23 protein-coding genes are annotated in these 22,408 nt (G+C 59.9%); 9 read left to right on the plus strand and 14 right to left on the minus strand.

Going from position 1 to position 22,408, the window contains the following annotated elements:
- Positions 1 to 20 precede the first annotated feature (20 nt).
- From G359_RS04920 to G359_RS04950, 7 genes are all read right to left on the minus strand, one after another.
- On the minus strand, positions 21 to 896 hold the full coding sequence (locus G359_RS04920; protein ID WP_045835225.1) for a sensor histidine kinase: 876 nt from the start codon (positions 894 to 896) through the stop codon (positions 21 to 23).
- 208 nt (positions 897 to 1,104) lie between these two features.
- Positions 1,105 to 1,830, minus strand: coding sequence for an energy transducer TonB family protein (locus G359_RS04925; RefSeq protein ID WP_045837659.1), 726 nt, complete (start codon positions 1,828 to 1,830; stop codon positions 1,105 to 1,107).
- A gap of 17 nt (positions 1,831 to 1,847) precedes the next feature.
- Positions 1,848 to 2,297, minus strand: a complete 450-nt coding sequence (locus G359_RS04930) for an ExbD/TolR family protein (protein WP_045835226.1) — start codon at positions 2,295 to 2,297, stop codon at positions 1,848 to 1,850.
- Complete coding sequence (locus G359_RS04935; RefSeq protein ID WP_045835227.1) at positions 2,297 to 2,965, minus strand: MotA/TolQ/ExbB proton channel family protein; 669 nt, start codon at positions 2,963 to 2,965, stop codon at positions 2,297 to 2,299. Before G359_RS04935 ends, G359_RS04930 begins: the two co-directional genes overlap by 1 nt.
- Positions 2,966 to 2,980: 15 nt before the next feature.
- A complete protein-coding gene (locus G359_RS04940) occupies positions 2,981 to 3,439 on the minus strand; it encodes a hypothetical protein (RefSeq protein ID WP_045835228.1) in 459 nt (152 codons plus the stop codon).
- A gap of 271 nt (positions 3,440 to 3,710) precedes the next feature.
- Positions 3,711 to 5,342, minus strand: coding sequence for a Wzz/FepE/Etk N-terminal domain-containing protein (locus G359_RS04945; RefSeq protein WP_045835229.1), 1,632 nt, complete (start codon positions 5,340 to 5,342; stop codon positions 3,711 to 3,713).
- Positions 5,343 to 5,505: 163 nt separating this feature from the next.
- Positions 5,506 to 5,883, minus strand: a complete 378-nt coding sequence (locus G359_RS04950; protein WP_045837660.1) for a hypothetical protein — start codon at positions 5,881 to 5,883, stop codon at positions 5,506 to 5,508.
- Between the two features lie 195 nt (positions 5,884 to 6,078).
- On the opposite strand from G359_RS04950, the gene G359_RS04955 reads away from it, so the two are divergent.
- On the plus strand, positions 6,079 to 7,047 hold the full coding sequence (locus G359_RS04955) for a 2-hydroxyacid dehydrogenase (protein WP_045835230.1): 969 nt from the start codon (positions 6,079 to 6,081) through the stop codon (positions 7,045 to 7,047).
- 329 nt (positions 7,048 to 7,376) lie between these two features.
- Here the strand turns inward: G359_RS04955 and G359_RS04960 are convergent, their stop codons facing one another.
- Positions 7,377 to 8,714 carry an amidase gene (locus G359_RS04960; RefSeq protein ID WP_045835231.1) on the minus strand — a complete coding sequence of 446 codons (1,338 nt, stop codon included), beginning with the start codon at positions 8,712 to 8,714 and terminating at the stop codon, positions 7,377 to 7,379.
- A 234-nt stretch (positions 8,715 to 8,948) separates the two neighbouring features.
- Between G359_RS04960 and G359_RS04965 the strand changes: the two genes are divergently transcribed.
- The gene (locus G359_RS04965; RefSeq protein WP_045835232.1) at positions 8,949 to 10,151 is read left to right on the plus strand and encodes a pyridoxal-phosphate-dependent aminotransferase family protein; all 1,203 of its coding nucleotides are present in this window, start codon (positions 8,949 to 8,951) and stop codon (positions 10,149 to 10,151) included.
- A 12-nt stretch (positions 10,152 to 10,163) separates the two neighbouring features.
- On the opposite strand, the gene G359_RS04970 is transcribed toward G359_RS04965, so the two are convergent.
- The 3 genes from G359_RS04970 to G359_RS04980 are packed head-to-tail and all read right to left on the minus strand — an operon-like array spanning position 10,164 to position 13,310.
- Positions 10,164 to 12,032 carry a cisplatin damage response ATP-dependent DNA ligase gene (locus G359_RS04970; protein ID WP_045835233.1) on the minus strand — a complete coding sequence of 623 codons (1,869 nt, stop codon included), beginning with the start codon at positions 12,030 to 12,032 and terminating at the stop codon, positions 10,164 to 10,166.
- A 2-nt stretch (positions 12,033 to 12,034) separates the two neighbouring features.
- Positions 12,035 to 13,054, minus strand: coding sequence for a ligase-associated DNA damage response exonuclease (locus G359_RS04975; protein WP_045835234.1), 1,020 nt, complete (start codon positions 13,052 to 13,054; stop codon positions 12,035 to 12,037).
- A gap of 49 nt (positions 13,055 to 13,103) precedes the next feature.
- Positions 13,104 to 13,310, minus strand: a complete 207-nt coding sequence (locus G359_RS04980; RefSeq protein WP_045835235.1) for a DUF465 domain-containing protein — start codon at positions 13,308 to 13,310, stop codon at positions 13,104 to 13,106.
- Between the two features lie 246 nt (positions 13,311 to 13,556).
- Between G359_RS04980 and G359_RS19910 the strand changes: the two genes are divergently transcribed.
- The 4 genes from G359_RS19910 to G359_RS05000 all read left to right on the plus strand — a co-directional run bounded on the left by G359_RS19910 (position 13,557) and on the right by G359_RS05000 (position 15,470).
- Positions 13,557 to 13,733, plus strand: coding sequence for a YdcH family protein (locus tag G359_RS19910; protein WP_082072806.1), 177 nt, complete (start codon positions 13,557 to 13,559; stop codon positions 13,731 to 13,733).
- A gap of 384 nt (positions 13,734 to 14,117) precedes the next feature.
- Positions 14,118 to 14,477: an ArsR/SmtB family transcription factor gene (locus tag G359_RS04990; RefSeq protein ID WP_045835237.1), complete on the plus strand. Its 360-nt coding sequence runs from the start codon at positions 14,118 to 14,120 to the stop codon at positions 14,475 to 14,477.
- Complete coding sequence (locus tag G359_RS04995) at positions 14,455 to 14,949, plus strand: SRPBCC family protein (protein ID WP_045835238.1); 495 nt, start codon at positions 14,455 to 14,457, stop codon at positions 14,947 to 14,949. The genes G359_RS04990 and G359_RS04995 overlap by 23 nt, the downstream gene beginning before the upstream one ends.
- Positions 14,946 to 15,470 carry an SRPBCC family protein gene (locus G359_RS05000; protein WP_197077528.1) on the plus strand — a complete coding sequence of 175 codons (525 nt, stop codon included), beginning with the start codon at positions 14,946 to 14,948 and terminating at the stop codon, positions 15,468 to 15,470. Before G359_RS04995 ends, G359_RS05000 begins: the two co-directional genes overlap by 4 nt.
- Positions 15,471 to 15,544: 74 nt before the next feature.
- On the opposite strand, the gene G359_RS05005 is transcribed toward G359_RS05000, so the two are convergent.
- Both G359_RS05005 and G359_RS05010 read right to left on the minus strand, forming a co-directional pair.
- Positions 15,545 to 16,528, minus strand: a complete 984-nt coding sequence (locus tag G359_RS05005) for a catalase family peroxidase (protein ID WP_245279934.1) — start codon at positions 16,526 to 16,528, stop codon at positions 15,545 to 15,547.
- Between the two features lie 312 nt (positions 16,529 to 16,840).
- Positions 16,841 to 17,608 carry a DUF1236 domain-containing protein gene (locus tag G359_RS05010; RefSeq protein ID WP_045835240.1) on the minus strand — a complete coding sequence of 256 codons (768 nt, stop codon included), beginning with the start codon at positions 17,606 to 17,608 and terminating at the stop codon, positions 16,841 to 16,843.
- Positions 17,609 to 17,901: 293 nt separating this feature from the next.
- Here G359_RS05010 and G359_RS05015 point away from each other — a divergent pair, with 293 nt between their 5' ends.
- Complete coding sequence (locus G359_RS05015) at positions 17,902 to 18,207, plus strand: hypothetical protein (RefSeq protein WP_045835241.1); 306 nt, start codon at positions 17,902 to 17,904, stop codon at positions 18,205 to 18,207.
- Between the two features lie 50 nt (positions 18,208 to 18,257).
- Here the strand turns inward: G359_RS05015 and G359_RS05020 are convergent, their stop codons facing one another.
- Positions 18,258 to 19,472 (minus strand): polyhydroxyalkanoate depolymerase, encoded by a 1,215-nt coding sequence (locus G359_RS05020; protein ID WP_045835242.1) that lies wholly within the window; start codon positions 19,470 to 19,472, stop codon positions 18,258 to 18,260.
- A 129-nt stretch (positions 19,473 to 19,601) separates the two neighbouring features.
- Between G359_RS05020 and G359_RS05025 the strand changes: the two genes are divergently transcribed.
- Both G359_RS05025 and G359_RS05030 read left to right on the plus strand, forming a co-directional pair.
- On the plus strand, positions 19,602 to 20,258 hold the full coding sequence (locus G359_RS05025) for a glutathione S-transferase family protein (protein ID WP_045837662.1): 657 nt from the start codon (positions 19,602 to 19,604) through the stop codon (positions 20,256 to 20,258).
- Between the two features lie 186 nt (positions 20,259 to 20,444).
- Positions 20,445 to 22,406 carry an acyltransferase family protein gene (locus tag G359_RS05030; protein WP_045835243.1) on the plus strand — a complete coding sequence of 654 codons (1,962 nt, stop codon included), beginning with the start codon at positions 20,445 to 20,447 and terminating at the stop codon, positions 22,404 to 22,406.
- Positions 22,407 to 22,408: the final 2 nt, after the last annotated feature.

Here is a 22,408-nt window from a genome sequence, read left to right on the forward strand (position 1 = left end):
GGATCCGGATCTCGGGCTTGCTAAGCGCCGTTGGAAATCAGTTTCTCTGAGGCGACCGCGCTTACACTATCCCGGGCAGGCAGGCCGATGACGACCTCGGTGCCGGTGCCCTTGTTGGAATGGAGTTCGAGCGTCCCTCCATGAAGCTCGACGAGCGCCTTGGCGATCGGCAACCCGAGGCCCGCGCCCTCACGCCAGCGCGAACGGCCGCCGTCGACCTGTCCAAACGGCGTCAGTGCAATTTCGATTTCTTCTTCCGTCATTCCAACGCCGCTATCGCGGATGGTGACGACGGCGCCGCCGCTGGTAGTACGCCGCGCAGTGACGTCCACCGTGCCGTTCGCCGGCGTGAACTTGAGCGCATTTGAAATGATGTTCGTGAAGATCTGGCGCAGCTTTTCCGGATCACCACGGATTGGGCGCAAATCAGGCGCGATGCCGAAGCGCAAATCGATCTGCGCTTCGCTTGCCATGGTCCGGAACGAGCTGATGCTGCCGGCGAGAATTTCGCCGATATTCACCTCACGCGCGTCGAGCGTATATTTTCCGCTCTGAATTTTAGAGATGTCCAGAATGTCGTTGATGACGGAGAGTAGGTGGCCCGCCGCATCTTGAATGAGTGTCGCGTATTCGACGATCTCTTTATCGGCCAGACGCCGTTGGCTGTGCTGCGTCAGAAGCTTTGAAAAGCCGATGACCGTGTTCAACGGTGTTCTGAGTTCATGGCTCATGTTGGCGATGAACTCGGATTTCACTTTGCCGGCGAGTTCCACCTCGATGCGAGCGGATTGCTCTGCGACGCGGGCGCGATGACGCAAAACGGCATCGCTCAAAAGCGATGCATACTCGTTCATCAATGAGTTGGATTTGGCGTTTCCAACTGATCCAAAAATCATAACGCGAAACCCAACGCACAGCCGAATGCGGTTTCAATCTAGGGGCGAGTAGCTAACTCAAGGTTAATCCAAACCCTTTGAGAACCGCGGTGGGCCGCAGCAACACGAATGATTTTTAGAAAAATTGTTTGTATTTACTTATGCTTACTACAGATGACGCATGCGGCTACGCTTCGCGGAGCGGGCCGCGAGCGCCAAATCAAAAAACCTACCGCATGATGAATTTGAACGGCTGGGTGAACGCCAGCGGCTTCACGCTGACCTCCGGCGGGATCGGAGGAAACGGCGCCGCCCGGTCGAGGGCTGCCGTCGCCGCGTCGTCCAGGAGCTTTGAACCCGAGCTTGCGGCGACTTCCTTGGACAGCAGTTTCCCATCGACGTCGACGATGAATTTCATCACCACCGTACCGGCGACTGCCGACCGCGGATTTATCTTCGCTCGCTGCACGCGATCGTTGATCTGGCCGAGATAACGGCCGAACGCCTTGGCCTCGCCGCCCGTCTTGGCTTCGCCCGAACTCTGTTCGGTCACGATCGCGACCTGTTCAGGCTGCGACTTGGTCTCGACGACCTGCGGCTCGGGTGGCGGAGTTTCGAGAGGCGGAGGCTCTTGCGTCTTGACCGCGTCCGCTACAACTTCGCTGGCATCCGACGTAATGACGTCGCGAAGCTCGTCCGGCTTCACCTCTTCCGGGGGCTTGGCGTGCTGCTCCTGAACGGGAACGATCTCGCTCGTCTCTATAGTCTCCATAGCGTCGCCGAGCTTCGAGATGCCCTCGGTCGCAATGCCTTGCTGGACGAGCACGACGTCCACGCCGTTGCCTTGATCGAGAGCTTCGATATTGGAGTTTTCCAGATCCGGAAGCATGGCGTAGCCAATCGTCCCGTGAATGAGCAGGGACAATAAAATGGCGATCGCTCGCAATGCGTCCATTCCGGCGGCTCTCGTCATCAGTTCTTGACAGTCTCTCCAGACGGCGACGGCTGCGACAGCAGCGAGACCCGGGCGTAGCCAGACTCTCCCACGCGTCCCAACAATTCCATCACGTCGCCATACGCAATTTTTCTATCGGCGCGAACGTAGACGACGCCGTCGCCTTCGCTCGACTTGATCTGCATGAGACGGGAAACGAGCGTCTCGCGCGTCACTTCCTCGTCGCGGATGTAGAGCTTGCCGTCGGGCGCCAGCGAAACGACCATCGGCTTTTTCTGCGCCCCGAGCTTCGAGGCGGACGTCTTCGGCAGATCGAGCGGAACGCCCTGCACCATCAACGGAGCAGCGACCATGAAGATGATCAGCAGCACGAGCATCACGTCGACGAACGGCGTGACGTTGATCTCGGCGAGAGGCTTGTAGGAGTCGTCTTCGTCGCCCGAAGAACTGCCAACGGACATTCCCATCAGTTCACACCCTCAACGCCACGACGAGAAAGAGTCCGCGCCAACGCGACGATGACCGGCGCAACGCGTTCCGACGCGCGGCCGAGCGCGACCGTGATCTGATTGTAGAAAATAACGGCCGGGATGGCGGCAGCAAGACCAACGGCCGTTGCGAACAACGCTTCGGCGATACCGGGCGCGACGACGGCCAAGCTCGTATCTTTCTGCTGAGCGATAGCCGTGAACGAATTCATGATGCCCCAAACGGTGCCGAACAATCCGATGAACGGCGCGGCCGATCCGAGCGTCGCGAGAAACGGCAAGCCTTGTTCGATGCTTTTCAGCTTGCGCTTGACGGCGGCGCGCATGGCGACTTCGAGACGGTCGCGAACTTCACCTGCCGACGCATCGGTGCCAGAGCCTTCCGCCCACTCCGTGCGGGCCGCTTCGCTGACTGAGCCGACGAGACTGCTCGTGCGCCCGGAAGGCAGAGTGGCGGAAGCGCTGTTTCTCTCGAGTACGCGGATCTCGCGATTGACGAGCCAAACGCGGATAAACTTCTCGAACGCCATCGCCCAGCACACGACCGACGCCAGCAACAGGCCGATAATGATGCACTTCACGACGATATCGGCATGGTGGAAGAGGCCGAGGATCGATAAGTCTCTTCCGACAATTTCTTCAGTCATCGAGCGGTCACCGCGTTACTTTGAAAGTTGCACGTTCGTCAGGGTCGACGTCTTCAGGCTGTCGAGACAGCCGGAGACCGGACCGCCATCGGCCTTACATTCCATCACATCATTGATGAGAAGCGAGCCGACCTTATCGCATTGAATTCCGTCAATCTCGAAGAGCTTCACGGATTTCTTTCTGGGCTTCAGCGGTGCCAAATCGATCGAAAACCGTTTGCCGATGACGCCATCGGTTTGAAACAGAACGAGATCGATCTTGAACGACTGATAGGTCGTTTCGCCCGGATTATTGACGACCATATAAGCTCGGCAGCCTTTCTCCGAAGGCTCAAGCTTGTTCAACTCTACGTGTGTGCCTGAGGCGGATCCGGCCGGAGTGGCGGCAGGATCGGCAACAACCTGTGTTGCAAACGCACTGATCGGCAGGGCGAGCGCGTAGGCAAGCCAAGAACGCTTCAAAGTTCTGATCACGCGATGACCTTCTCTAGCGAAAGAATGTCGGATTTCCGAAACGCGTGTAGCGATTTTGCTGGTCGGTTGCCAGTGTGAAATTCGTAAGGCGCGATGGTTGTGCCGAGGCGTGCGATTTTGATTTAGAACAGTTTTTAGTTCACCGGCATTGGCGACGCGAGCATCGTTTTTGCAATCGCACCGCATCGAGAATAATTCCCGAAACGCGAGGGAAAAGTACCCAGTCTGGCACGGAAGGATTGAGCGGTGCAGCGGCAGGTTGTGCCGTCGCTCAGGCGGCGCGCGCCATGGACGACATACCAGTGGCTCGGCGGATCTCATCGAAAATCGCGGCGAAACTCATGACGCCCGTTGCCCGATCCTCGGCGACGTCTGTCAGCACCGCGCCGACGACTTTCTTCTGATTGGCCTCGAGCAGCGTCAGCGCCTTCTTCGCGAGCGATTGCGGCGTCCGGTGCCACGCCGTCAGAAATACGATGTCGTCGGCGAGTTCAGCTAATACGCGTGCGTCCGAAATCGGCAGCAGCGGCGGCGCCGAGAGCACAATGATCGGGAAACGCGATTTGAGACCGGAAATGGCATTCGAAAATTCCGCCGACCGGATGGCAGTCGGAACCGCGAGCGGAATGGGTGCGGGTCCGGAAGCAGGAAGGAAATGCAGCCCTGTGAGGCAATCGCGCAGGATCACTTCCTCGATGGACGCCCGTGCCGCGATCTGATCGAGAAGGCCGCCTGAAATCTGCGGGGTCAATTCGCGCGTGAGGCCCTTGCCGCGAAAATCGCAATCGACGAGGAGTGTCTGCTGAGCGGAAACCGCAAAGTAGTGAGCGATGTTCGACGCGAAAATTTCCGAACCTTCATCAGGCAGCGCCGACGCGACCAGAATTACGCGTGCGGCCTCATCGCTTTTCCGCTGACCAAGTTCGTTGCAGACCTTTCTGACCGCGTCGGCATAAATGCCTTGAGGCTCCGCGATGATCATCCGCGCACCGCGAGTGCCCGCTAAAGGATCCATCGGCGCCCCCATTGCCGGAATGGAGATCATGTGCGGGCAGGCGAGCGTTCTCTCGACTTTGCGCGTCCGCAGCAACGCTTCGCGTTCCAGCCACAAAGCGAGCATAATCGCCAACAACAGCGCCGATCCGGCTGTAATCGCGACGTTGCGGACGCGCTTGGGTCCTGCAGCGCGGCCGGGTGGCCCAGCGATGCTGACAACGCGTGGACCGGTAAACGTGAGGGCCGACCCATACTTCTCGACAAGCGACGAAAACATCCGTTCGGACGCGGTGAGTTCGCCCCGATTGCGCGCAGGAACGACGGGGGTCGTAACGGACGTTTGCTTCTGCGCGAGGAATTGGTTCGCGATCGCATTCGCGATCCGCGCTGATTTTTCGCCATCGGTCGACGTGAATTGAACGTTCACGAGAAAGGTGCTGCGGACGCGGCTGACGCTGAGCTTTTTGGCGATCGCCCTGCGAAGCTCTTCCCCAGGCGCCGGGCTGCGGAAAAACGCCATGACGCGCGAGAGCATCGATCGCTTATTGAACTCTGGATCGTTCGCGAGTTGAAGCTCGGCGATGACAGGGTCGATGATCGATGCCGACCGCATGAAGTCCATCTGCTTCTCGATCTCCTGCCTCTCGGCTTCGGAAGCGAGCGTATCGGCAGAAGGCGGGGCGTCTTCGGCTGCCGTCGGCGTGGGAGCCTTCCGCAGGGGATCCGCCTGGACCAACGCCGTGGCGGTATATCGATCGGGAATGACGGCGACGACTGCCGTAGCGATGAGGGCGGCGAGAACCGGCAAACCAACGACCGCCTTGGCGCGCTTGACGACCGCCGACCAGGCAATCGGAAACCCGAGCCATTTGCTCCGCTTTGCCGGTACTGCCGTTTCTTGAGCCATCGTCCCGTAAGTGCCAGTGAAGTCCCGGGCGCCGCGTACCTTCGCCCCCGCGCCGGCAAAGCCGACTCACTTCGCCATTGTCAGACTCAATTATGAACGAGGCGTTTTTGGTTAAGATTTTGCGCGCAATGCGTGCATCCGATACTCATCCCGGTGCTCGGTGCTACCGGAGCGAGAGCTTGGCCCCACCCTCATGCACGTCATAGGCGCAACGTGCGCTGGTGCCGCCGGTCGAGGCGGTCAGGATCAGGTGCGGATCGCGAAAACGCTGGGTCCAAAGCGGGTTTTGCGTATCCCAGATCGCGACGGGAATATCGGGATTGCCGATGACGGCCTCGATCGACGACGCCGGTCCCCAGGCGACCGCCGTATCGGCGCGAGCTCCGGTGGCACGCTTCGGCGCATTCCTCCGGCAAACCTCGATGGCGCGCTCGCGATAGGCTTCGACGACGGCTTCGCCCATGGCGGTGCGATAGGCGTGGTCCTGGTACCAGATCTTGGCACAGGCGAGCACGACCAAACCTAGCAAGATCTTACGCATGACGGGTGTCTCAAACGCGAAGGCAGGCCAACCGATTGGCGGAGCGTTATTCTGATCCCGTCTTGGTGAAAAAAGTGTTTCGCTTCGGCCGGTTGCGGTGCAGCGCAGCGGGGCACCGGGCTTGTCAGGGCGGCCTTGGTCGGGCACAAGCGGTGCCTGCGATCAACGTCCGATCTCCCGGAGAACCATCACCTCATGTCGAAAAAGAAGATTCTAATCACCTGGCCTTTGCCTGAAGCCGCCATGGCCCGCGCCCGAGAGACTTATGATGTTATCGCGCACGGGGATAACCCGAAGATCACCGTCGATGAGATGCTCGAAACGGCCAAGTCGGTCGACGCGATCCTTCTGACGCTCAATGAGAAGTGCCCGGCGCCGGTGATCGAGAAGATCCCCGAGAACATCAAGTGCATCTCGACGTTCTCGATCGGCTTCGATCATATCGACCTCGAGGCCTGCAAGAAGCGCGGCATCAAGGTCGGCAACGCCCCGCACGGTGTCACGGTGGCAACGGCCGAAATCGCAATGCTGCTGCTTCTGGGAGCGGCGCGGCGCGCGGGCGAAGGCGAGAAGATGATCCGCACGCGCTCATGGCCCGGCTGGCAGCCGCTACAACTTGTCGGTCAGCGGCTCGACAACAAGAAGCTCGGTATCTACGGCTTCGGCAAGATCGGTCAGGCGCTGGCGCAGCGCGCGCGCGGCTTCGACATGGAAATCCATTATTACGACATCTACCGCGCGAAGCCCGAGGTTGAGGCGAAGTACAACGCCACCTATCACGACAGCCTCGACAGCCTGCTGAAGGTCTCGCAGTTCTTCTCGATCAACGCGCCCTCGACGCCGGAGACGCGCTACTTCTTCAACAAGGACGTGATCGAGAAGCTGCCGCAAGGCGCCATCGTCGTGAACACGGCGCGCGGCGACCTCGTCAAGGACGAGGACATGATCGCGGCGCTGAAGTCGGGACGCTTGGCTTACGCCGGCCTTGATGTCTTCGCCGGCGAGCCGAAGATCAACGAAGGCTACTACGATCTGCCGAACACGTTCCTGTTCCCGCATCTGGGCTCTGCCGCCATCGAGGCGCGCAACCAGATGGGCTTCGAAGCGCTCGACAACATCGACGCCTTCTTCGCCGGCAAGGAAATGCCGTTCAAGCTGGCCTAAAATCGTTTCATCACGACTTTCAAAATGGCCGGGCTCGCCCCGGCCATTTTCTTTTTCGTCATCCTCGAACGGCGAGCCTGTGAGCCGTTCGGGAATCCAGCGTAAAACTGCCGAAGGCTCGATATATTTCGTGTCCTCGACGAGTCTTACGCTGGATCCCCGGCCATCATTCGCTACGCTCATTCGGTCGAGGATGACGCGTGGGCCTGCCCCTCAGCAACGTCATCCCCGCGTAGGCGGGGATCCGTCCAAACAAAATATTCGTCGCAAATCTCTGGCCTGGACAGATCCCGGCCTTCGCCGGGATGACGAAGATGTTTGCCTTGTCGTTACTTCCGCATCATCCACGCCGCAGCACGGAGCAGCCGCGCATCATCGTTGCGCGCACCGACGAGCTGTATGCCGAGGGGAAGCCCGCCGATGTCCAGGAGTGGCAGCGAAATGCACGGCATTTCGAGATAGGTCCAAAGCCCGTTGAACATCGGACTCCCCGTTCCGCCGAGCCCAACTGGAGCGACGCCCTGCGCGGCCGGCGTCAGAATGGCGTCGCACGTATCGAGAATCGGACGAAGCGCCTCATAGAGCGCGCTCTGCTTCCGCCGCGCCGCGTCGTAGTTCGCCTCGGAAAACGTCCGGCCCTCGGCGATGATCTCCGTGAGCTTCGCCGACACGCGATCCGGATTGGCGTCCGCGATCGGACCATAGTTCCGCGCAATATCGGAAAACTGCACGATCTGCTGCAGACGCAAGATCTCGTCGAACTCCGCCGGTAATGGCGTCTCGATAATTCCGAAGCGCCCAGCGAATTGCTCCAACGCCGCGCGCATTGCTTCATCGCCGTTCGGCCACGCAGGCGTTTTCACGAACGCCAATCGCGGCGCGCGGAGTTCAGATGATTTGAGTGCCGCCAATAGCGAAGGCTTCGCTCCTGCCGTCATATCGGCATCGGCAGCATCGAATCCGCTGATGCAGTCGAGAAGCAGCGCGATATCGTCGACTGACCGCGCATAGCCGCCGATCGTATCGAGTGGCGGCGACTGCGCCAGAACGCCGGTGCGCGATATGTAACCGAATGTCGGTTTGAAGCCGATGACGCCGCAATAAGACGCGGGCCTGATCACCGATCCCGCCGTCTGCGTGCCGAGTGCGAGCGGAACCTGATTGTCGGCGACAGCCGCTGCCGATCCGGACGAAGAACCGCCGGGAGTGCGTTCGGGGTCGCGCGGATTGCGCGTCTTTCCAGGGCCAAAGAACGCAAGCTCCGTCGTCACCGTTTTGCCCAAGATGATGGCGCCCGCGGCCTTGAGGGCCGCGACGATGAACGCGTCTTCCGACGGTTGGCGCCCGGAGAAAACCTCCGAGCCGAGTTCCGTCGGAAAGTCCCGGGTATCGATGACGTCTTTCACGCCAACTGGAATGCCGGCGAGCAGAGGCATCGCTTCGCCGCGTGCGCGTTTGGCGTCGCTCTCCCGCGCAGCATTGAGCGCTCGATTGGGATCGAAGTGCGCCCACGCGCCGACGTCCGCGTCGCGTTCGCCGATCCGGGCAATGCAGGCACCGACAAGATCAGCCGACGTAATGTCTTGTGCGATCAGCGCCTCGCGCGCTTCCACAGCCGTAAGGCGGCCGAGTTCGGAAAGATTTGTGCTGACTTTTGCCTGACTCAATGGCTCGTCCCTTTCGGCTCGATCGGTTGTGTAGCAGCCCGGCGCGGCAAGGCAGCGCGGGTGTCAATATCGCGGCATTTACAGGAAAGAAGCATTTTTTCTCGTGGACACGCCAACCGAGACAAAAAGCGCCGCGGATCGGCCTGAATTGGTCCCCGAGACAATTGTATCCGGAGCAGTTCAGTACTAGGACACCCCCGGAGACGAATAAAAAGATCCTTGAGGACTATAATAATGACGAGAGAACATCGCCGACCAGGCCGCCACTTCTTGCAGATCCCGGGGCCGACGCCCGTTCCGGAGCGCATTTTGGCGGCAATGGCGCGTCAGATTCTCGATCATCGCGGCCTTGAGTTCGGCCAGCTCGGCCGGCGCGTACTTTCAGGCATCAAGGGCCTGTTCAAAACGCAGGGCCACGTCATCATCTATCCGTCGTCCGGCTCGGGCGCCTGGGAAGCTGGCCTCAGCAACACGCTGTCGCCCGGCGACAAAGTTCTGATGTGCGAGACGGGCCAGTTCGCCGTGCTGTGGGAAGTCATGGCGCGCCGCCTCGGTCTCGAGACCGAAGTGATCCCGACCGACTGGCGTATCGGCGCCGATGCCAACCAGATCGAACGTAGGCTGAAGGCTGACACCTCGCACACGATCAAGGCCGTCTGCGTCGTTCACAACGAGACGTCCACGGGCTGCCTCACGCGGCTCGATGAAGTTCGCAAGGCCATCGATGCGGCCAAGCATCCGGCACTCCTCATGGTCGACGCGATTTCCTCGCTCGCCGCCGCCGATCTGCGTCACGACGAGTGGGGCATCGACGTAACGGTTTCGGGCTCGCAGAAGGGCATGATGATGCCGCCGGGATTGTCGTTCACGGCCATCAGCGCCAAGGCGATCGAAGCCTCGAAGACGGCTCAGCTCAGGAAGTCTTACTTCGCCTGGGACGAGATGCTGGCTCTGAACGCGACGGGCTACTTCCCCTACACCCCGGCGACCGGCTTGCTGTACGGCCTCGCCGAGTCGATCGACATGATCAATGAGGAAGGGCTCGAGAACGTCTTTGCGCGTCATCAACGTCTAGCGGAAGCGACGCGTCGCGCCGTCCAGGCTTGGGGCTTGGAGATTCAGTGCCGCGATCCGAAATATTATTCGCCCGCTGTGACGACGGTCGTCGTGCCGGAAGGCCATAACGCCGATGCCTATCGCAAGCTCGTGCTCGACAACTTCAACATGTCGCTCGGAACCGGCCTGAATAAGATCGCGGGCAAAGCTTTCCGCATCGCCCATCTCGGCGATACGAACGAGCTGACGGTCCTGGGCGCGTTGACCGGCGTCGAGATGGGCTTCGAGCTTGCGGGCATTCCGCACAAGAAGGGTGGCGTCGCCGCTGCGATGAACTACATCGCCGAAACGGCAGGCTCGGTGAAGGCCGCCGCCGCTTAAACGAGATCGGACTCAAACAAGATCGGATGGTGCCGCTGCATTTGCAGTGGCACCACCGCCGACGAGCTTTAAAATCGTCTCAAGAGTATCGGCTTCCGCGGCAGGCTTGTCCCAGCGGATGCGATGGATGCGCGGAAACCGCATCGCGACGCCCGATTTATGCCGCGTCGATTCCTGCACAGCATCGAACGCGACTTCGAACACGAGTTCCGGCTCGACGGCGCGAACCGGCCCGAACGTTTCGGTCGTATGCCCCCTGATCCACTTATCGATCAGCAACAGCTCTTCATCCGTAAATCCCGAATACGCCTTGCCGACAGGCACGAGCTGGCGCTCGCCATCCTCGTCCGTGCGCCAGACGCCGAACGTGTAATCTGAATAGTAGGACGAGCGCTTGCCCGAGCCGCGCTGGGCGTACATCAGGACGCAGTCGAGCGTCAGCGCCGCGCGTTTCCACTTGAACCACTCGCCTTTAACGCGGCCCGCCTGATAGGGGCTCGCGCGCCGCTTCAGCATCAGCCCTTCGATGCCCTCCGCGCGCGCCGACGACCAAAGCTCGCCGAGTTCGTCGAACGTCTTGAAGTCGACGAGTGGTGAAACGTCCGTCAGTCGCGGATGATGCTTCGCATGCCAGGACTCGAGCCGCTTGCGGCGCTCGCCGAACGAAAGCGCGCGAAGGTCTTCGTGTCCGTCGAAGAGAAGGTCGTAGAGACGCACGTGCGGCGGATACGCCGTCATCATTTTGGCGGTCACCGACTTGCGATTGAGCCGCTGCTGCAAGTCGTTGAACGGCGCGATCTCGCCGTCGCGCATGATGAGGAGTTCGCCATCGACGACGCAATCGTGACCGTGGAACGCCGAGCGGATTTCTGGAAACGCGCCGGAGATATCGTCGCCCTGCCGCGAGAACATGCGAACCTCTCCGCCGCGCGCCGCGACTTGCACGCGAATGCCGTCCCATTTCCATTCGGCCGCGAAGTCTTCCGGCGAAAGGCGCGGCCAGTCTTCCTCCTCGATTGGATGCGCGAGCATGACGGGACGAAAAACCGGTTTCGCGCCGGGATCCGGACGCTCCGACTTGCCGTCGAGCCATTGGAAGAGTTCGAGATAGGGAGGCGCGAGCGCATGCCAGACCTCTTCGATCTCGGAAACGTCGCGGCCGTAGCTTTCCGCAAGTGCGGTTCGCGCCAGACGCGCCGACACGCCCACACGCGGCGCACCGCCGAGAAGCTTCAGGAGCGCCCAGCGGCCGGACGCATCGAGCTGATCGAGAAGGTGCCCGAGACGCTCGGTACGCTCCGGCGTCGTGCCGTTCGCCATCGCGTCGATGACGGCGCCGAGCGAGAGTTCAGGCGGCTCGCCTGAGTTATGTCCGACATCACCCCACCCCCGACCCCTCCCCGTCATGGGGAGGGGAGAAGTGTTCTGTTCCCCGCCCGCGCCGAGTCGGGAAGCGTCTCGTTCCCCTCCCCCTTGCGGGGAGGGGTTAGGGGTGGGGGTGAAATCAAGCACCAGCTGTTTCGGCTTTTCGCTGTCGCTTCGCTCCCGCCGATTTTCCGGCAAGGGGAGAGGAGATTTCTCCTTTTCCAACGGAGAAACGACGGCACGATCATCCGGCCAAAGCAGCGACACGGTTTCGGCCGTGTCGCCAACGTAATCGCGCGACAAGCGGTAGAGCGTCGGATCGATGAAGCGGGTGACGAGGTCGTTCAGCATCCGCCGGAGCGGCAGGCGGATCGGCACGCCGTCCGTCAACGCGGCGAGCGCCCAGCCGCGATCGGGATCGGGCGCCGTGCGGAAATAATGGCCGAGCAGCGCCACCTTGCGATTGCGGCTCTGCGTATAGACGAGACAATCGAGAAGGCTGGCGAACGCGCGCATCGCTATTCGGCCTCCTCGCCATATCCGACGAGCGCGAGCGCGCGAGCCTTGCGGCCGAGCGTGCCCAGATAATGCACCAGCGCATCCTCGCGGCCGTGCGTCACCCAGATTTCTTCCGCTTCCGTTTCAAGGACGGTCTGAATGAGTTCCGGCCAATCGACGTGATCTGAGACGACGAGCGGAAGTTCGACACCAAGCTGACGGGCGCGGCCGCGCACACGCATCCACCCGCTCGCGAATGCATTGACCGGATCGCCAAAGCGACGCGACCAGCGATCGCCGAGAGCGGAGGGCGGACACATGACGATACCGCCGCGCATCGACTTCGGATCGGTGCCCGCAACCGGCAGAAGCTCGCCGAGATCGATGCCGAGCTTCTGATAAAGCTCACTCAGTGCAACGACTGCGCCGTGCAGATAGATCGGCTGGTCGTAGCCCGCATCGCGAACGACGCGGATCATTCGCTGGCACTTGCCGAGATTGTAAGCGCCGATGAGATGCGTCCGGTCCGGTTCGGCCTTGAGGGATGAGAGAAGCTTCGCGGCCTCGTGTTCCGCCTTCTCATGACGAAAAACCGGAAGCGCAAAGGTGGCTTCCGTCACGAACACATCGCAGGTGACGAGTTCGAAGGGCGCGCAGGTCGGGTCGGCCGCGCGCTTGTAGTCGCCGGAAATGACGGCGCGCCGCCCGGCCCACTCGATGACGACCTGCGCTGAGCCCAGGATATGCCCGGCCGGCACCAGCCGCACGCTAACGCCGTTGATGTTGACGGTTTCGCCGAGGGCGAGCGGCTGGAATGCGCCCGCGCAATCCTCGCCGTAGCGCACCTTCATGATCTCGATGGTTTCAGGGGTCGCAAGCACCGCGCGATGCCCGGCGCGCGCATGATCGCCGTGCCCGTGCGTAATCACGGCGCGGTCCACAGCCCGGCCAGGATCGATGTAAAAATCGCCGGGCTCGCAATAAATGCCGGAACCGACCGGGTAAAGCCACGTGTCGACGGGGGGTGCTGTCGAGATCATGAACCATTAAACGCGCGTAACTGCAAAGCAGCCAAGCGCGGAACGTCGTTCACGCGATAATATCAGGAAGCAGCTTGTCTTCGATCTGCGTGATCCGGTCCTTCAAGACAAGCTTCTTCTTTTTCAGCCGCTTGATGAGAAGTTGGTCAGCCGAGGGGTTACCTTCAAGAGCGGCGATTTCGCAGTCGAGCTCACGATGCTCGCCCCGCAAAGTCACTAGCTCTTCCCTGAGCTCGCGTTCGTCGCGCCGCTCCATTTCGATTCCCTGCCGCTGCCCGGTCGATCGCAGCCTTTTGGGTGATTGCCCTCGATATGGCAACAGGGCAAAAGCGCGATTCTGAGCTAACTTTCTAATTCTATGAATTTATTTTACCGATCACCACGGGCAAAAACCCGCATCGTAACAAAAATCAAACATCGCAGCTTTGCCGCAGGAGGCGTTGGACAACCTGAGAAACGTGTGGCACGATTCACACGTCTGCAGCTCTATAGGAGGCGACTGATGACGATAACGGCTCATCTGGCTGAACTCGCGGAGAAGCATCGGGCTCTCGAACAAAAAATAAATCAAACGGCCGCGAGCCCCGGATCTGACGACATCGAGATACGCAGATTGAAGCAAGAAAAATTGAAGCTCAAGGACGAGATAGAGCGGCTGAGACGGGAGACGCGCCACTAGGTTCGGCGCAAAACTTATCCCTTCCAAATCCCTTCCACGCCCTGCCAGCGGAGCGCAGTCTCCGGGCGGGGCTTTTATATTTTTAGCCGAATTTCAGTCACCAAGACTCCCGTCATCCTCGAACGGCGAGCCCGCGAGACGTCCGGGGATGACAGAAAAATCTAGATCGTCATCAGGGCCGAAGGCCGGGACCTGTCCAAGCCCAAAACTTGCGATGGATGTCTATTTGGACGGATCCCCGCCTACGCGGGGATGACGGGGATTTGGAAATTCAGAATCCCCGACTTCGGTCGAATGAAGGAGACGACAAACGCCTAGCCGCTTGACGCGCGAAGTCAGCGCCTATATTTAACCGAATGGTTATTTAACGAGATGGCTAAATAAATGCCCAACGCCGACCGGCTCAGTGAAACCTTCGCAGCCCTTGCCGACCCCACGAGGCGCGCAATCCTGGCGCGGCTGGCGCTGGGCGAGACGTCAGTCACCGATCTCGCCGAACCCTTCGACATGAGCCTTCCGGCCGTCTCCAAGCACCTCAAGGTTCTGGAGCGCGCGGGCCTCATTGCGCGCGGACGCGAGGCGCAGTGGCGTCCCTGCCGGCTCGAACCGGGGCCGTTGAAGGAAGTCGACGACTGGGTCGAGCACTATCGCAAATTCTGGGAGCAGAGCTTCGACCGGCTGGACGAGTATCTGCGTGTGTTGCAGGCAAAGGAGAAAATAGGTGGACGCAAGAAACCGAAGTGATGCGAGCGAAGCCGACAGAGAAATCATCACCACCCGCGTCTTCGATGCCCCGCGCGAACTCGTGTTCGAGGCATTCAGGGATCCTCATCACATCAGCAATTGGTGGGGGCCGAACGGCTTCACCACAACGACGTACGAGATGGACGTTCGACCCGGCGGCCAGTGGCTGTACACCATGCACGGGCCTGACGGCACGGATTACCCAAACCGAGTGCGCTACACTGAGGTGAAGGATCCCGAACTTCTCGCCTACGATCACGACGCCGGCGCTGAGAGGCCCGACTTCGAGCCCTTCAAAGTCTGGATCACGTTCGAAACTGAAAACCGCAAAACGCGTGTCACGCTCCGCCATCTCTTCGCGACGCGTGAACGACGCGACGAGATGGTGAAGTTCGGCGCCGTCGAGGGTGGGCAACAGACGCTCGCGCGGCTGGATCTCTATCTCACTCAAAAAGAAGGCGCGACATCGTGAGCAAGGTCAGCGAAAACCGGCAGCCAAGGCCGTTCGTCATCTCGCGCATTTTCGATGCACCGCGCGAACTCGTCTACAAAGTGTTCACCGATCCCCAGCACATGAAGCACTGGTGGGGACCGAAAGGCGTCGAGATCGTAAGCCCCAAGATGGATCTGCGTCCGGGTGGCATTTTCCACTACGGCATGCAGACGCCAGACGGCTCGACGATGTGGGGACGGTTCGTCTATCGCGAAATCTCAGCGCCCGAACGCATCGTGTTCGTCAATTCGTTTTCGGATGCGGAGGGCGGCGTCACGCGCCACCCGATGAGCCTCGATTGGCCGCTGGAGATGCTGTCGGTCTTCACGTTCGAAGAACTCGACGACGGCCGGACGAAGCTAGCCGTTACCTTCACACCGCTGAACGCAAGCGATGAAGAAATCGCAGTCTTCGACAACAACCACCCGAGCATGACGCAGGGCTTCGGCGGGTCTTTCGAAAAGCTCGATGCCTATCTCGCAAGCATCCAGAAGCACTGATGTTGCGAACGAATGCGAAGATCCCTGTCATCCCTCGGCGACCACCGGGATGACAGGGATATCGCATATTATTGTTATGGCGCTTGCCGGCGCGAGAACGATACGGCGTAGGCCTGCGACCGCATCGGGAAGATCTTGTCGTTCGCCGGGCCTTCGACGCCGTCGACGACGTTCGTCGGATCGAAGATCGCCTCATCGCACGTCTTCGGATCTTCGAAGTCGGTGATCGAGATCGTTCCGAGAGTGACGGACTTCCGCTTATCTTCCGGCCAGAGCGCGGTCGGATCGTCGAGCGGATCGCCGTCCTCACCGAGGATCGCCGTCAGCGTGAACTGAGCCGGTCCCTTGGCTAAGCGGTCCTTGAGTTCGGGCCTGTAGAAGTCGGGGTCCTTCTTCTTTGCCTCGTCATCCGAGATGCTGGCTTCGCCGCCGACCGGCAGCGCCTTGTATTTGAAGATCTGCTTCTTGCCTTCCGCGTTCGTGAACGTGAAGGCGTGAACGCCCCAATAATTGACGGTCCCGTAGCTTGCCGGAACCGGCCGCGCGGTGAGCCACTCCTTCTGCCGCGTAGAGTTCGGATTGTCCTTGAAGTAGGCGCCAATCTTCTCCTTGTCTTTCGTCGCGACGGTCGTCAGCAGTTTCAAGAATTGATCCGGATCTTTCGCGACAAATACGGGCGCCGAGATCAAAAGCAGGTCCGTATTGTTGCCCTTGCCGAGATCGAAGTGCAGCGCTATCCCGCGCACGTTGTCTTTCTGCGCGTTCGGCGCATCGGGATTGCCACCGCCCATTGAGAAGCGCCCGACGACGCCGACCGGCGTTTTCGAATTGAAATGCGGCGCCTTCGTCAGGCTCGCCGCTTCCGTCGACGGCACGAAGTTGCCCTTGACGCAGATCCCGTGGGTGTGGGCCGCCCGGACGCCGGGGTGCTTGCCGAAGACGGCATTGAGCGCATTGACGAGACTTTCCGCGTCGGCCTCGGCATGCGCACGAGCTATCGGAATACTGATAACCGCCGCTGCGCAGAGGGCGGCAATGAGCCGGTTGGAAACGATCAAGAGACACTCCATTGCAAGATTTTTCTAGACCGCACGGACATACGTCGAAGCACGCTACTGTGTTACAATTTTTATAAATTTCGAAAGTCGAAATCGTTATAACGAAATACGAGGGGAAGGACGTCCAAGGCTATTAAGGCATATTCCCTCTTCAGACGATATGACAATATCCGAAGTGAGCCAAGGTGACGGGCGGCTAAAGCATAACGTGGTCGTTGCGGGCGCAGGATGCAGCTAAACGGGTCCCACGAAAAAAAACCGCCGAGGGGCTACCCCGGCGGTTTCCACTTCGATTGATACTTCAGCGGACGGTTACGCGACGACGATGATGTCGACGACTTCCAGCGTATCGGGATCAACGATCGCGACGTGGCTCTCGTCGATCATGAAATATTCATAGTCGCGATATTCCGGAACGATGGCGATGATGTCCGACGGCACCGTGTAAATGCGCACCGACCTCGGGATCCTGACGCCGACATTCACGGAGACGCCGATGTCATGTGCAGGCGCCACGCGATGGCTGGCGAAGGCAGATCGAACACGTGTCTTCTGTTCTGAACTGATGCTAGTGATGGATCCCTTCGGACCGGCTTTACCTTCGGCGCCTTCGCTCTTACCCGTCGAGGCCCTGTCGCGGTCGTTGTACTCATTCCGCTCTGCGCGGTCTGAAGACTTGGCTTTGGCGTTAGGATCTTCGTCCTTCGCCTGACGGTCCTTGACTTGATCGCGATCGCTGGCCTGCTTGTCTTTGTTCTTCAACTGATGGTCGTTATCGTTGGCCTGCTGCTTCGAGTGATCGCGAGACCTTTCGTCGGACGCCGAATTTTCTTTTGCCGACCCGGGCCCATTATCCCGCGCGCCGCGCTCTTCCTTCAGCGAGCCGCCGGATTCCCGCGACGGACCACCGGACTCTTTCGACGGACCGGCGCCTTTTTCCATCGATGAACCGCCGGAACGTTCCATCGCGGCGCCACCGCCGGCCCCTGCCGACGATGGACCCGCGCCGTTGTTCGGATCGGCGAATGCACATGTAGATCCGGCAACAAGTGCCAGGGCAGCAATCGAATATCTCAACATTATCGAGTCTCTCCTGTGTTGACTTCACGTTTGGGGTTAATCGCGACTGCCCCCGCGATTGAGTGGTCAACGTGTGAACGGGCGTGCCGTTCCGGCCCTGCCGACGCGCCCTGAAAAAGGAAGAGATCGGCTTGGAAAAGCGAGACCTATTGCGCCGCGAAATACTGCACCGCACAAGAATTGGATAAAAAAAACAGGCTTCAAATAATGGAGCGTAATTAGAACTCTTCTTGTGCCGGGCGGGTTCTCAACATACGATTCTGAGTATTCGAGGTATTCAAACGGTGACTGCAATGACAGACACTGCAACAACTACCCGTCCAACAGATACCGCAGCTCCAACGCGCGACCTGACGAAGGCCGAGGTCGACCGCTTCCTGTTCGGGAAACACATTACCAGTTGTCCCGTCTGCGGACGTTTTCGCTCTAATTGCGACGTCGATATTCACATGTTGACGTGCGAGCGGAAGTCTTCGTCGAGCAACGCGCCGGTCAATGTGCTGATGATCGTCTGTCAGAACTGCGGCGCAATTCAATTTCACGATCGCACCGTCATCGCCCGTTGGCTGGATTGTCAGCACAAGGTCTGGGTGAAATAGCGAAACCGGACTTCGCTATTTCGTGTAATGGGCCGCAATCGCCGCGGCGGCTATTCCATGGATAGAACGAAGTTCCGCACGACGGGATAGATCTCCGTCTCCCACCGCTTGCCGTTGAACGTGCCGTAGTGCCCGACGTTGGCCTGCAGGTGATGACGCTTGAGATGCGGCCGTAGCGATTGGCAGAGATCGTGCGCCGCCGCCGTTTGACCGAGCGCGCAAATATCGTCTCGCCCGCCCTCGACTGTCAGCAACGCAGTCTTGAGAATCTTGCCGGGATCGACCTTGCGGCCGTGATAGGTGAAATTTCCGGTCGCTAGATCTGCCCGCTGAAAAATCCGGTCGATCGTCTCGATATAGAATTCCTCGGTGAGATCGAGCACCGCGAAATATTCGTCATAGAACGTCTTGATCTTCTCCGCCTCGGCGAATTCGCCGTGCACGAGATGATCGTAGAGCTTCTGGTGTTGCGCGCGATGACGGTCGATGTTCATCGCGAGAAAGCTGAAGAGCTGAATGAAGCCCGGATAGACGCGGCGGCCAGCCCCTTTGTAGCGGCCCGGAACGCGCGCCGTCACATTCGACTTGAACCAGGAGATCGATTTTTCCATCGCGAGCTTGTTGACGGCAGTCGGGCTCTCGCGTGTGTCGATGGGTCCGGCCATCAGCGTCATCGAGCGCGGCGTCGCCGGATGCTTGTCTTCCGACATGATCGCGACGGCGGCGAGCGCCTGCACGCAGGGCTGACAGACCGCGAGCAGATGCGCACCCGGACCGATCTCTTCGAGGAAGCGGATGATATAGTCGACATGCTCGTCGACGCCGAAGCGGCCGGCTTCGAGCGGCACGTCGCGAGCGTTCGCCCAATCGGTGATGTAGACGTCGTGATCGCGAAGCAGCGTCGCGCAGGTCTTGGCAAGCAGTGTCGCGAAATGTCCCGATAGCGGCGCGATCACGAGAACTTTCGGCTGCGCAGTGTCGACATCCTTGCGGAAGTGCAGAAGGTTACCGAACGGCAGGTTGAGGGCCACTTCCTCGATGACGGGCACATCACGGTTTCCGACGCGAACGGAGGAAATGCCGAAGTCGGGTCGTGAATGCGTAAGCTGGAACCGCGAGATCATCTCGAATCCAGCCGCCAGATGATGCCTCAAAGTATCGACAGTCGGCGACACTCGGTGCTCGATGGCAGCCTTGGAATGCCGGGCTGCCTCTCGAAAGGGCGCCCAAAGGTCATCCTGGAACTGGTAAGCTTGGTAAAGCATCGTGCTGACGTTTCCCCTCCGCAAGGGCGCAAAAAACCCATGCGACGGAAAAACTTAGTGCATATTCTGCTGCGCTGCGAGAGGATTGTCGCCGCACGTAAACGGCGGAAGAATGGAGTGGCTTCGTCGATGTCGAAAGCAACGTTGACGATCTCGTCCAAGAACTACTCGTCCTGGTCGCTCCGCGGCTGGTTGCTTTGTCGCATGGCCGGGCTCGATTTCGATGAGCAGCCTATTGCGACGGACGATGCCGAAGCACGGCAGGAGCTATTATTGCTCTCGCCCTCGGTGCGCGTGCCACGGCTGACCCACGGCAACGTAACGGTTTGGGACACGCTCGCCATTGCCGAATACCTGCGCGAGATCGCCCCGAACGCCGGTCTGCTTCCCGAAGATCAGATCGCACGCGCCCATTGCCGCGCTGTGTCGGGTGAAATGCACTCCGGGTTCTACAACCTGCGCTCGGCTCTGCCGATGAACCTCAAGGCGCGCCACGCCTCCTTCAAGATTTTTTCGGGCGCGCGTCCGGATGTTGAGCGCATCAAAACCATTTGGACGGAGTGCCTTGAGAAGTACGGCGGGCCGTATCTCTTCGGAGCGAAGCCGACGGTCGCCGATGCGATGTACGCGCCGGTCTGCACCCGCTTTCGCACGTATGCCGTATCGCTTGAGCCGGCGCTCCAGGCCTACTGCGAAACGATCTTCCACTGGTCGCTGATGCAGGAGTGGACGCAAGGCGCCCTCATCGAGCCGGACGAGATCGTTGAGCTCGAGGTCGAGTTCTGACTTCGGATCGAGTTGAGATCGCGCCATGCCGCCATCCATAGTTGTAGTCGGCGATAGAATTGAAATCTCTGCAGCCAGCGATATCGTGCCCGCGGTTTTTTCGCTGAAGCGGATGAACGTCGTTCGCTTCTATCGACCGGGGGAAATAGGAAATGTCGTTTCTTATGGCGCGCGCAGTGAACGCGCTTGTCTGATTTCGCGTCGCATAAGGGCGTTGCCTATCGCAGCGATCTCGACGGTCTCAGGGGCATCGCGGTAGCAGCCGTCGTGGCCTATCACTTCGGATTCCCTTACGCATCGGGAGGCTTCGTCGGCGTCGACATCTTCTTCGTATTATCCGGCTTTCTGATCACGTCCATCATCGCCGCGGAATTGGAAGCCGGCACCTTCAGCATCGCGAATTTCTACGACCGGAGAGTTCGCAGGATTGTGCCCGCGCTCGTTTTCGTTTGCGCCTGTACGACTGCACTGGCACTTTTTCTTCTGTTCCCCCGAGAATTGATACGGTTTGCGTCGAGCCTGATCGCGACGGCGTTATCCGCCAGCAATTTCTGGTGCCTGTTCCATTCAGGTTACTTTGATCCGTCGGCTGAACGTCAGCCCCTCTTTCATACGTGGAGCCTCGGCGTCGAAGAACAATTCTATATTGTCTTTCCGTTGCTCTTGATGGCCGCATTCAAATGGCGAAGAAACCGCCTCGGGTTGATCATCTGGGGCCTATTTGCGGTCTCGTTGCTCTTGAGCGTTCTGATGCTCGAGCGAAACCCGAAAAGCACGTTCTTTCTCCTGCACACGCGGGCCTGGGAACTGCTGACCGGAAGCATCATCGCGTTGGGCCTCATCCCGAGGCCGGCCTCTCGACTAGAGCGTGATGCGGCCGGTGCGCTCGGGCTACTGGCTATCGCGATTGCTGTTTTCAGCTTCACGTCGAAAACACCCTTTCCCGGATTGGCCGCGCTGCTGCCGTGCGCAGGAGCCGCGCTCGTCATCTGGGGAGGCCAAGGCGGGAAGGAGAATACGCCCGCGCGATTTCTCACGGCTCGCCCGCTCGTCTTTCTCGGGCTGATTTCCTACAGTCTCTATCTATGGCATTGGCCGCTGATCGTATTCGCGAACCTGTTCAGCATCGAGCCCTTGACTGGGTTTCAAAAGACCGCCGTTGCCGGAACCTCGATAGCATTGGCAGCTCTCACGTGGCGCTTCATCGAGCTGCCATTCAGACGGAGAGGCGTGGGCGGCTTCACGCGACCGGCGATACTTTGGAGCGGCGGCCTCAGTCTTGGAAGTTTGGCTGCAGTCTCGCTCATCCTAATTTCATTGCACGGCGTCCCCAGCCGGTTTCCGCAGCAGGTTCTCGACCTCGCCGGCGCCGAAAGCGACTCGAGCCCATTTCGCGAGAAGTGCCATTTCGGTGGAGCGCTCAAACGCACCTACGACGATACCTGCGTCCTCGGCGGCAATGTCGATCCCAAGATCATTGTCTACTCCGATAGCCACGGAGCCGAGTTCAGCGCCGCGCTTGGTTCGCTCGCAAAAGAGCGGAACGAAAGCGTTCGCCAGATTACGGCATCGGCTTGCCCGCCAGCCGCAAATTACTCCTTAGACCATGGAACGCGATGCGGTGACTACAACGCGGCAATGCTGGCGAGACTGATCTCCATTCCACCGTCCACCATCTTGCTCGCAGCAAATTCCATGAGCTGGTCGATGTTCCAGCCCGACCAATATTGGAAGGGGCTGCAAACAACGCTCGCGGAACTCCACCACGCTGGCCACCGATTGATCGTATTGGGTGCCGTCCCCCCTTTGCCAAACCACAAGCCGGCTCACCAGGCGCTTAGCAGATGGGCGTGGCTCGGGAACGATCCGGTCAACTTCACATTCGCGCCGGATGCCGAACGGTTGCGCGATGTGAATGAGAAGCTGAAAGACCTCGCCGCAGAGGTGAACGCAACGTTCGTGCCCGTATCTGCGGCCTTCTGTAAGGACGGGCGCTGCAGCGCTTACCTCGAGGAAGCCGTGCTCTATTTCGACGATAATCATCTGTCGCTGCGGGGAGCCGGCATCCTCGCAAAAAAATTGCTGGTGCCGCTCCTCTGGCCGGAAGCCAGCGCTTCTATCTTCGCTGGCACCCAGTCCCCGCCGTAGCA

It is taken from the genome of Hyphomicrobium sp. 99, from assembly GCF_000384335.2.
GTDB lineage: Bacteria > Pseudomonadota > Alphaproteobacteria > Rhizobiales > Hyphomicrobiaceae > Hyphomicrobium_B.

Bases quoted from the DNA above. Each gene is read 5' to 3' on its own strand.
- G359_RS04920 (WP_045835225.1), bottom strand. From the start codon at position 896: ATGATTTTTGGATCAGTTGGAAACGCCAAATCCAACTCATTGATGAAC.
- G359_RS04925 (WP_045837659.1), bottom strand. From the start codon at position 1,830: ATGGACGCATTGCGAGCGATCGCCATTTTATTGTCCCTGCTCATTCAC.
- G359_RS04930 (WP_045835226.1), bottom strand. From the start codon at position 2,297: ATGGGAATGTCCGTTGGCAGTTCTTCGGGCGACGAAGACGACTCCTAC.
- G359_RS04935 (WP_045835227.1), bottom strand. From the start codon at position 2,965: ATGACTGAAGAAATTGTCGGAAGAGACTTATCGATCCTCGGCCTCTTC.
- G359_RS04945 (WP_045835229.1), bottom strand. From the start codon at position 5,342: ATGGCTCAAGAAACGGCAGTACCGGCAAAGCGGAGCAAATGGCTCGGG.
- G359_RS04950 (WP_045837660.1), bottom strand. From the start codon at position 5,883: ATGCGTAAGATCTTGCTAGGTTTGGTCGTGCTCGCCTGTGCCAAGATC.
- G359_RS04955 (WP_045835230.1), top strand. From the start codon at position 6,079: ATGTCGAAAAAGAAGATTCTAATCACCTGGCCTTTGCCTGAAGCCGCC.
- G359_RS04965 (WP_045835232.1), top strand. From the start codon at position 8,949: ATGACGAGAGAACATCGCCGACCAGGCCGCCACTTCTTGCAGATCCCG.
- G359_RS04970 (WP_045835233.1), bottom strand. From the start codon at position 12,032: ATGCGCGCGTTCGCCAGCCTTCTCGATTGTCTCGTCTATACGCAGAGC.
- G359_RS04975 (WP_045835234.1), bottom strand. From the start codon at position 13,054: ATGATCTCGACAGCACCCCCCGTCGACACGTGGCTTTACCCGGTCGGT.
- G359_RS04980 (WP_045835235.1), bottom strand. From the start codon at position 13,310: ATGGAGCGGCGCGACGAACGCGAGCTCAGGGAAGAGCTAGTGACTTTG.
- G359_RS19910 (WP_082072806.1), top strand. From the start codon at position 13,557: ATGACGATAACGGCTCATCTGGCTGAACTCGCGGAGAAGCATCGGGCT.
- G359_RS04990 (WP_045835237.1), top strand. From the start codon at position 14,118: ATGCCCAACGCCGACCGGCTCAGTGAAACCTTCGCAGCCCTTGCCGAC.
- G359_RS05010 (WP_045835240.1), bottom strand. From the start codon at position 17,608: ATGTTGAGATATTCGATTGCTGCCCTGGCACTTGTTGCCGGATCTACA.
- G359_RS05015 (WP_045835241.1), top strand. From the start codon at position 17,902: ATGACAGACACTGCAACAACTACCCGTCCAACAGATACCGCAGCTCCA.
- G359_RS05020 (WP_045835242.1), bottom strand. From the start codon at position 19,472: ATGCTTTACCAAGCTTACCAGTTCCAGGATGACCTTTGGGCGCCCTTT.
- G359_RS05025 (WP_045837662.1), top strand. From the start codon at position 19,602: ATGTCGAAAGCAACGTTGACGATCTCGTCCAAGAACTACTCGTCCTGG.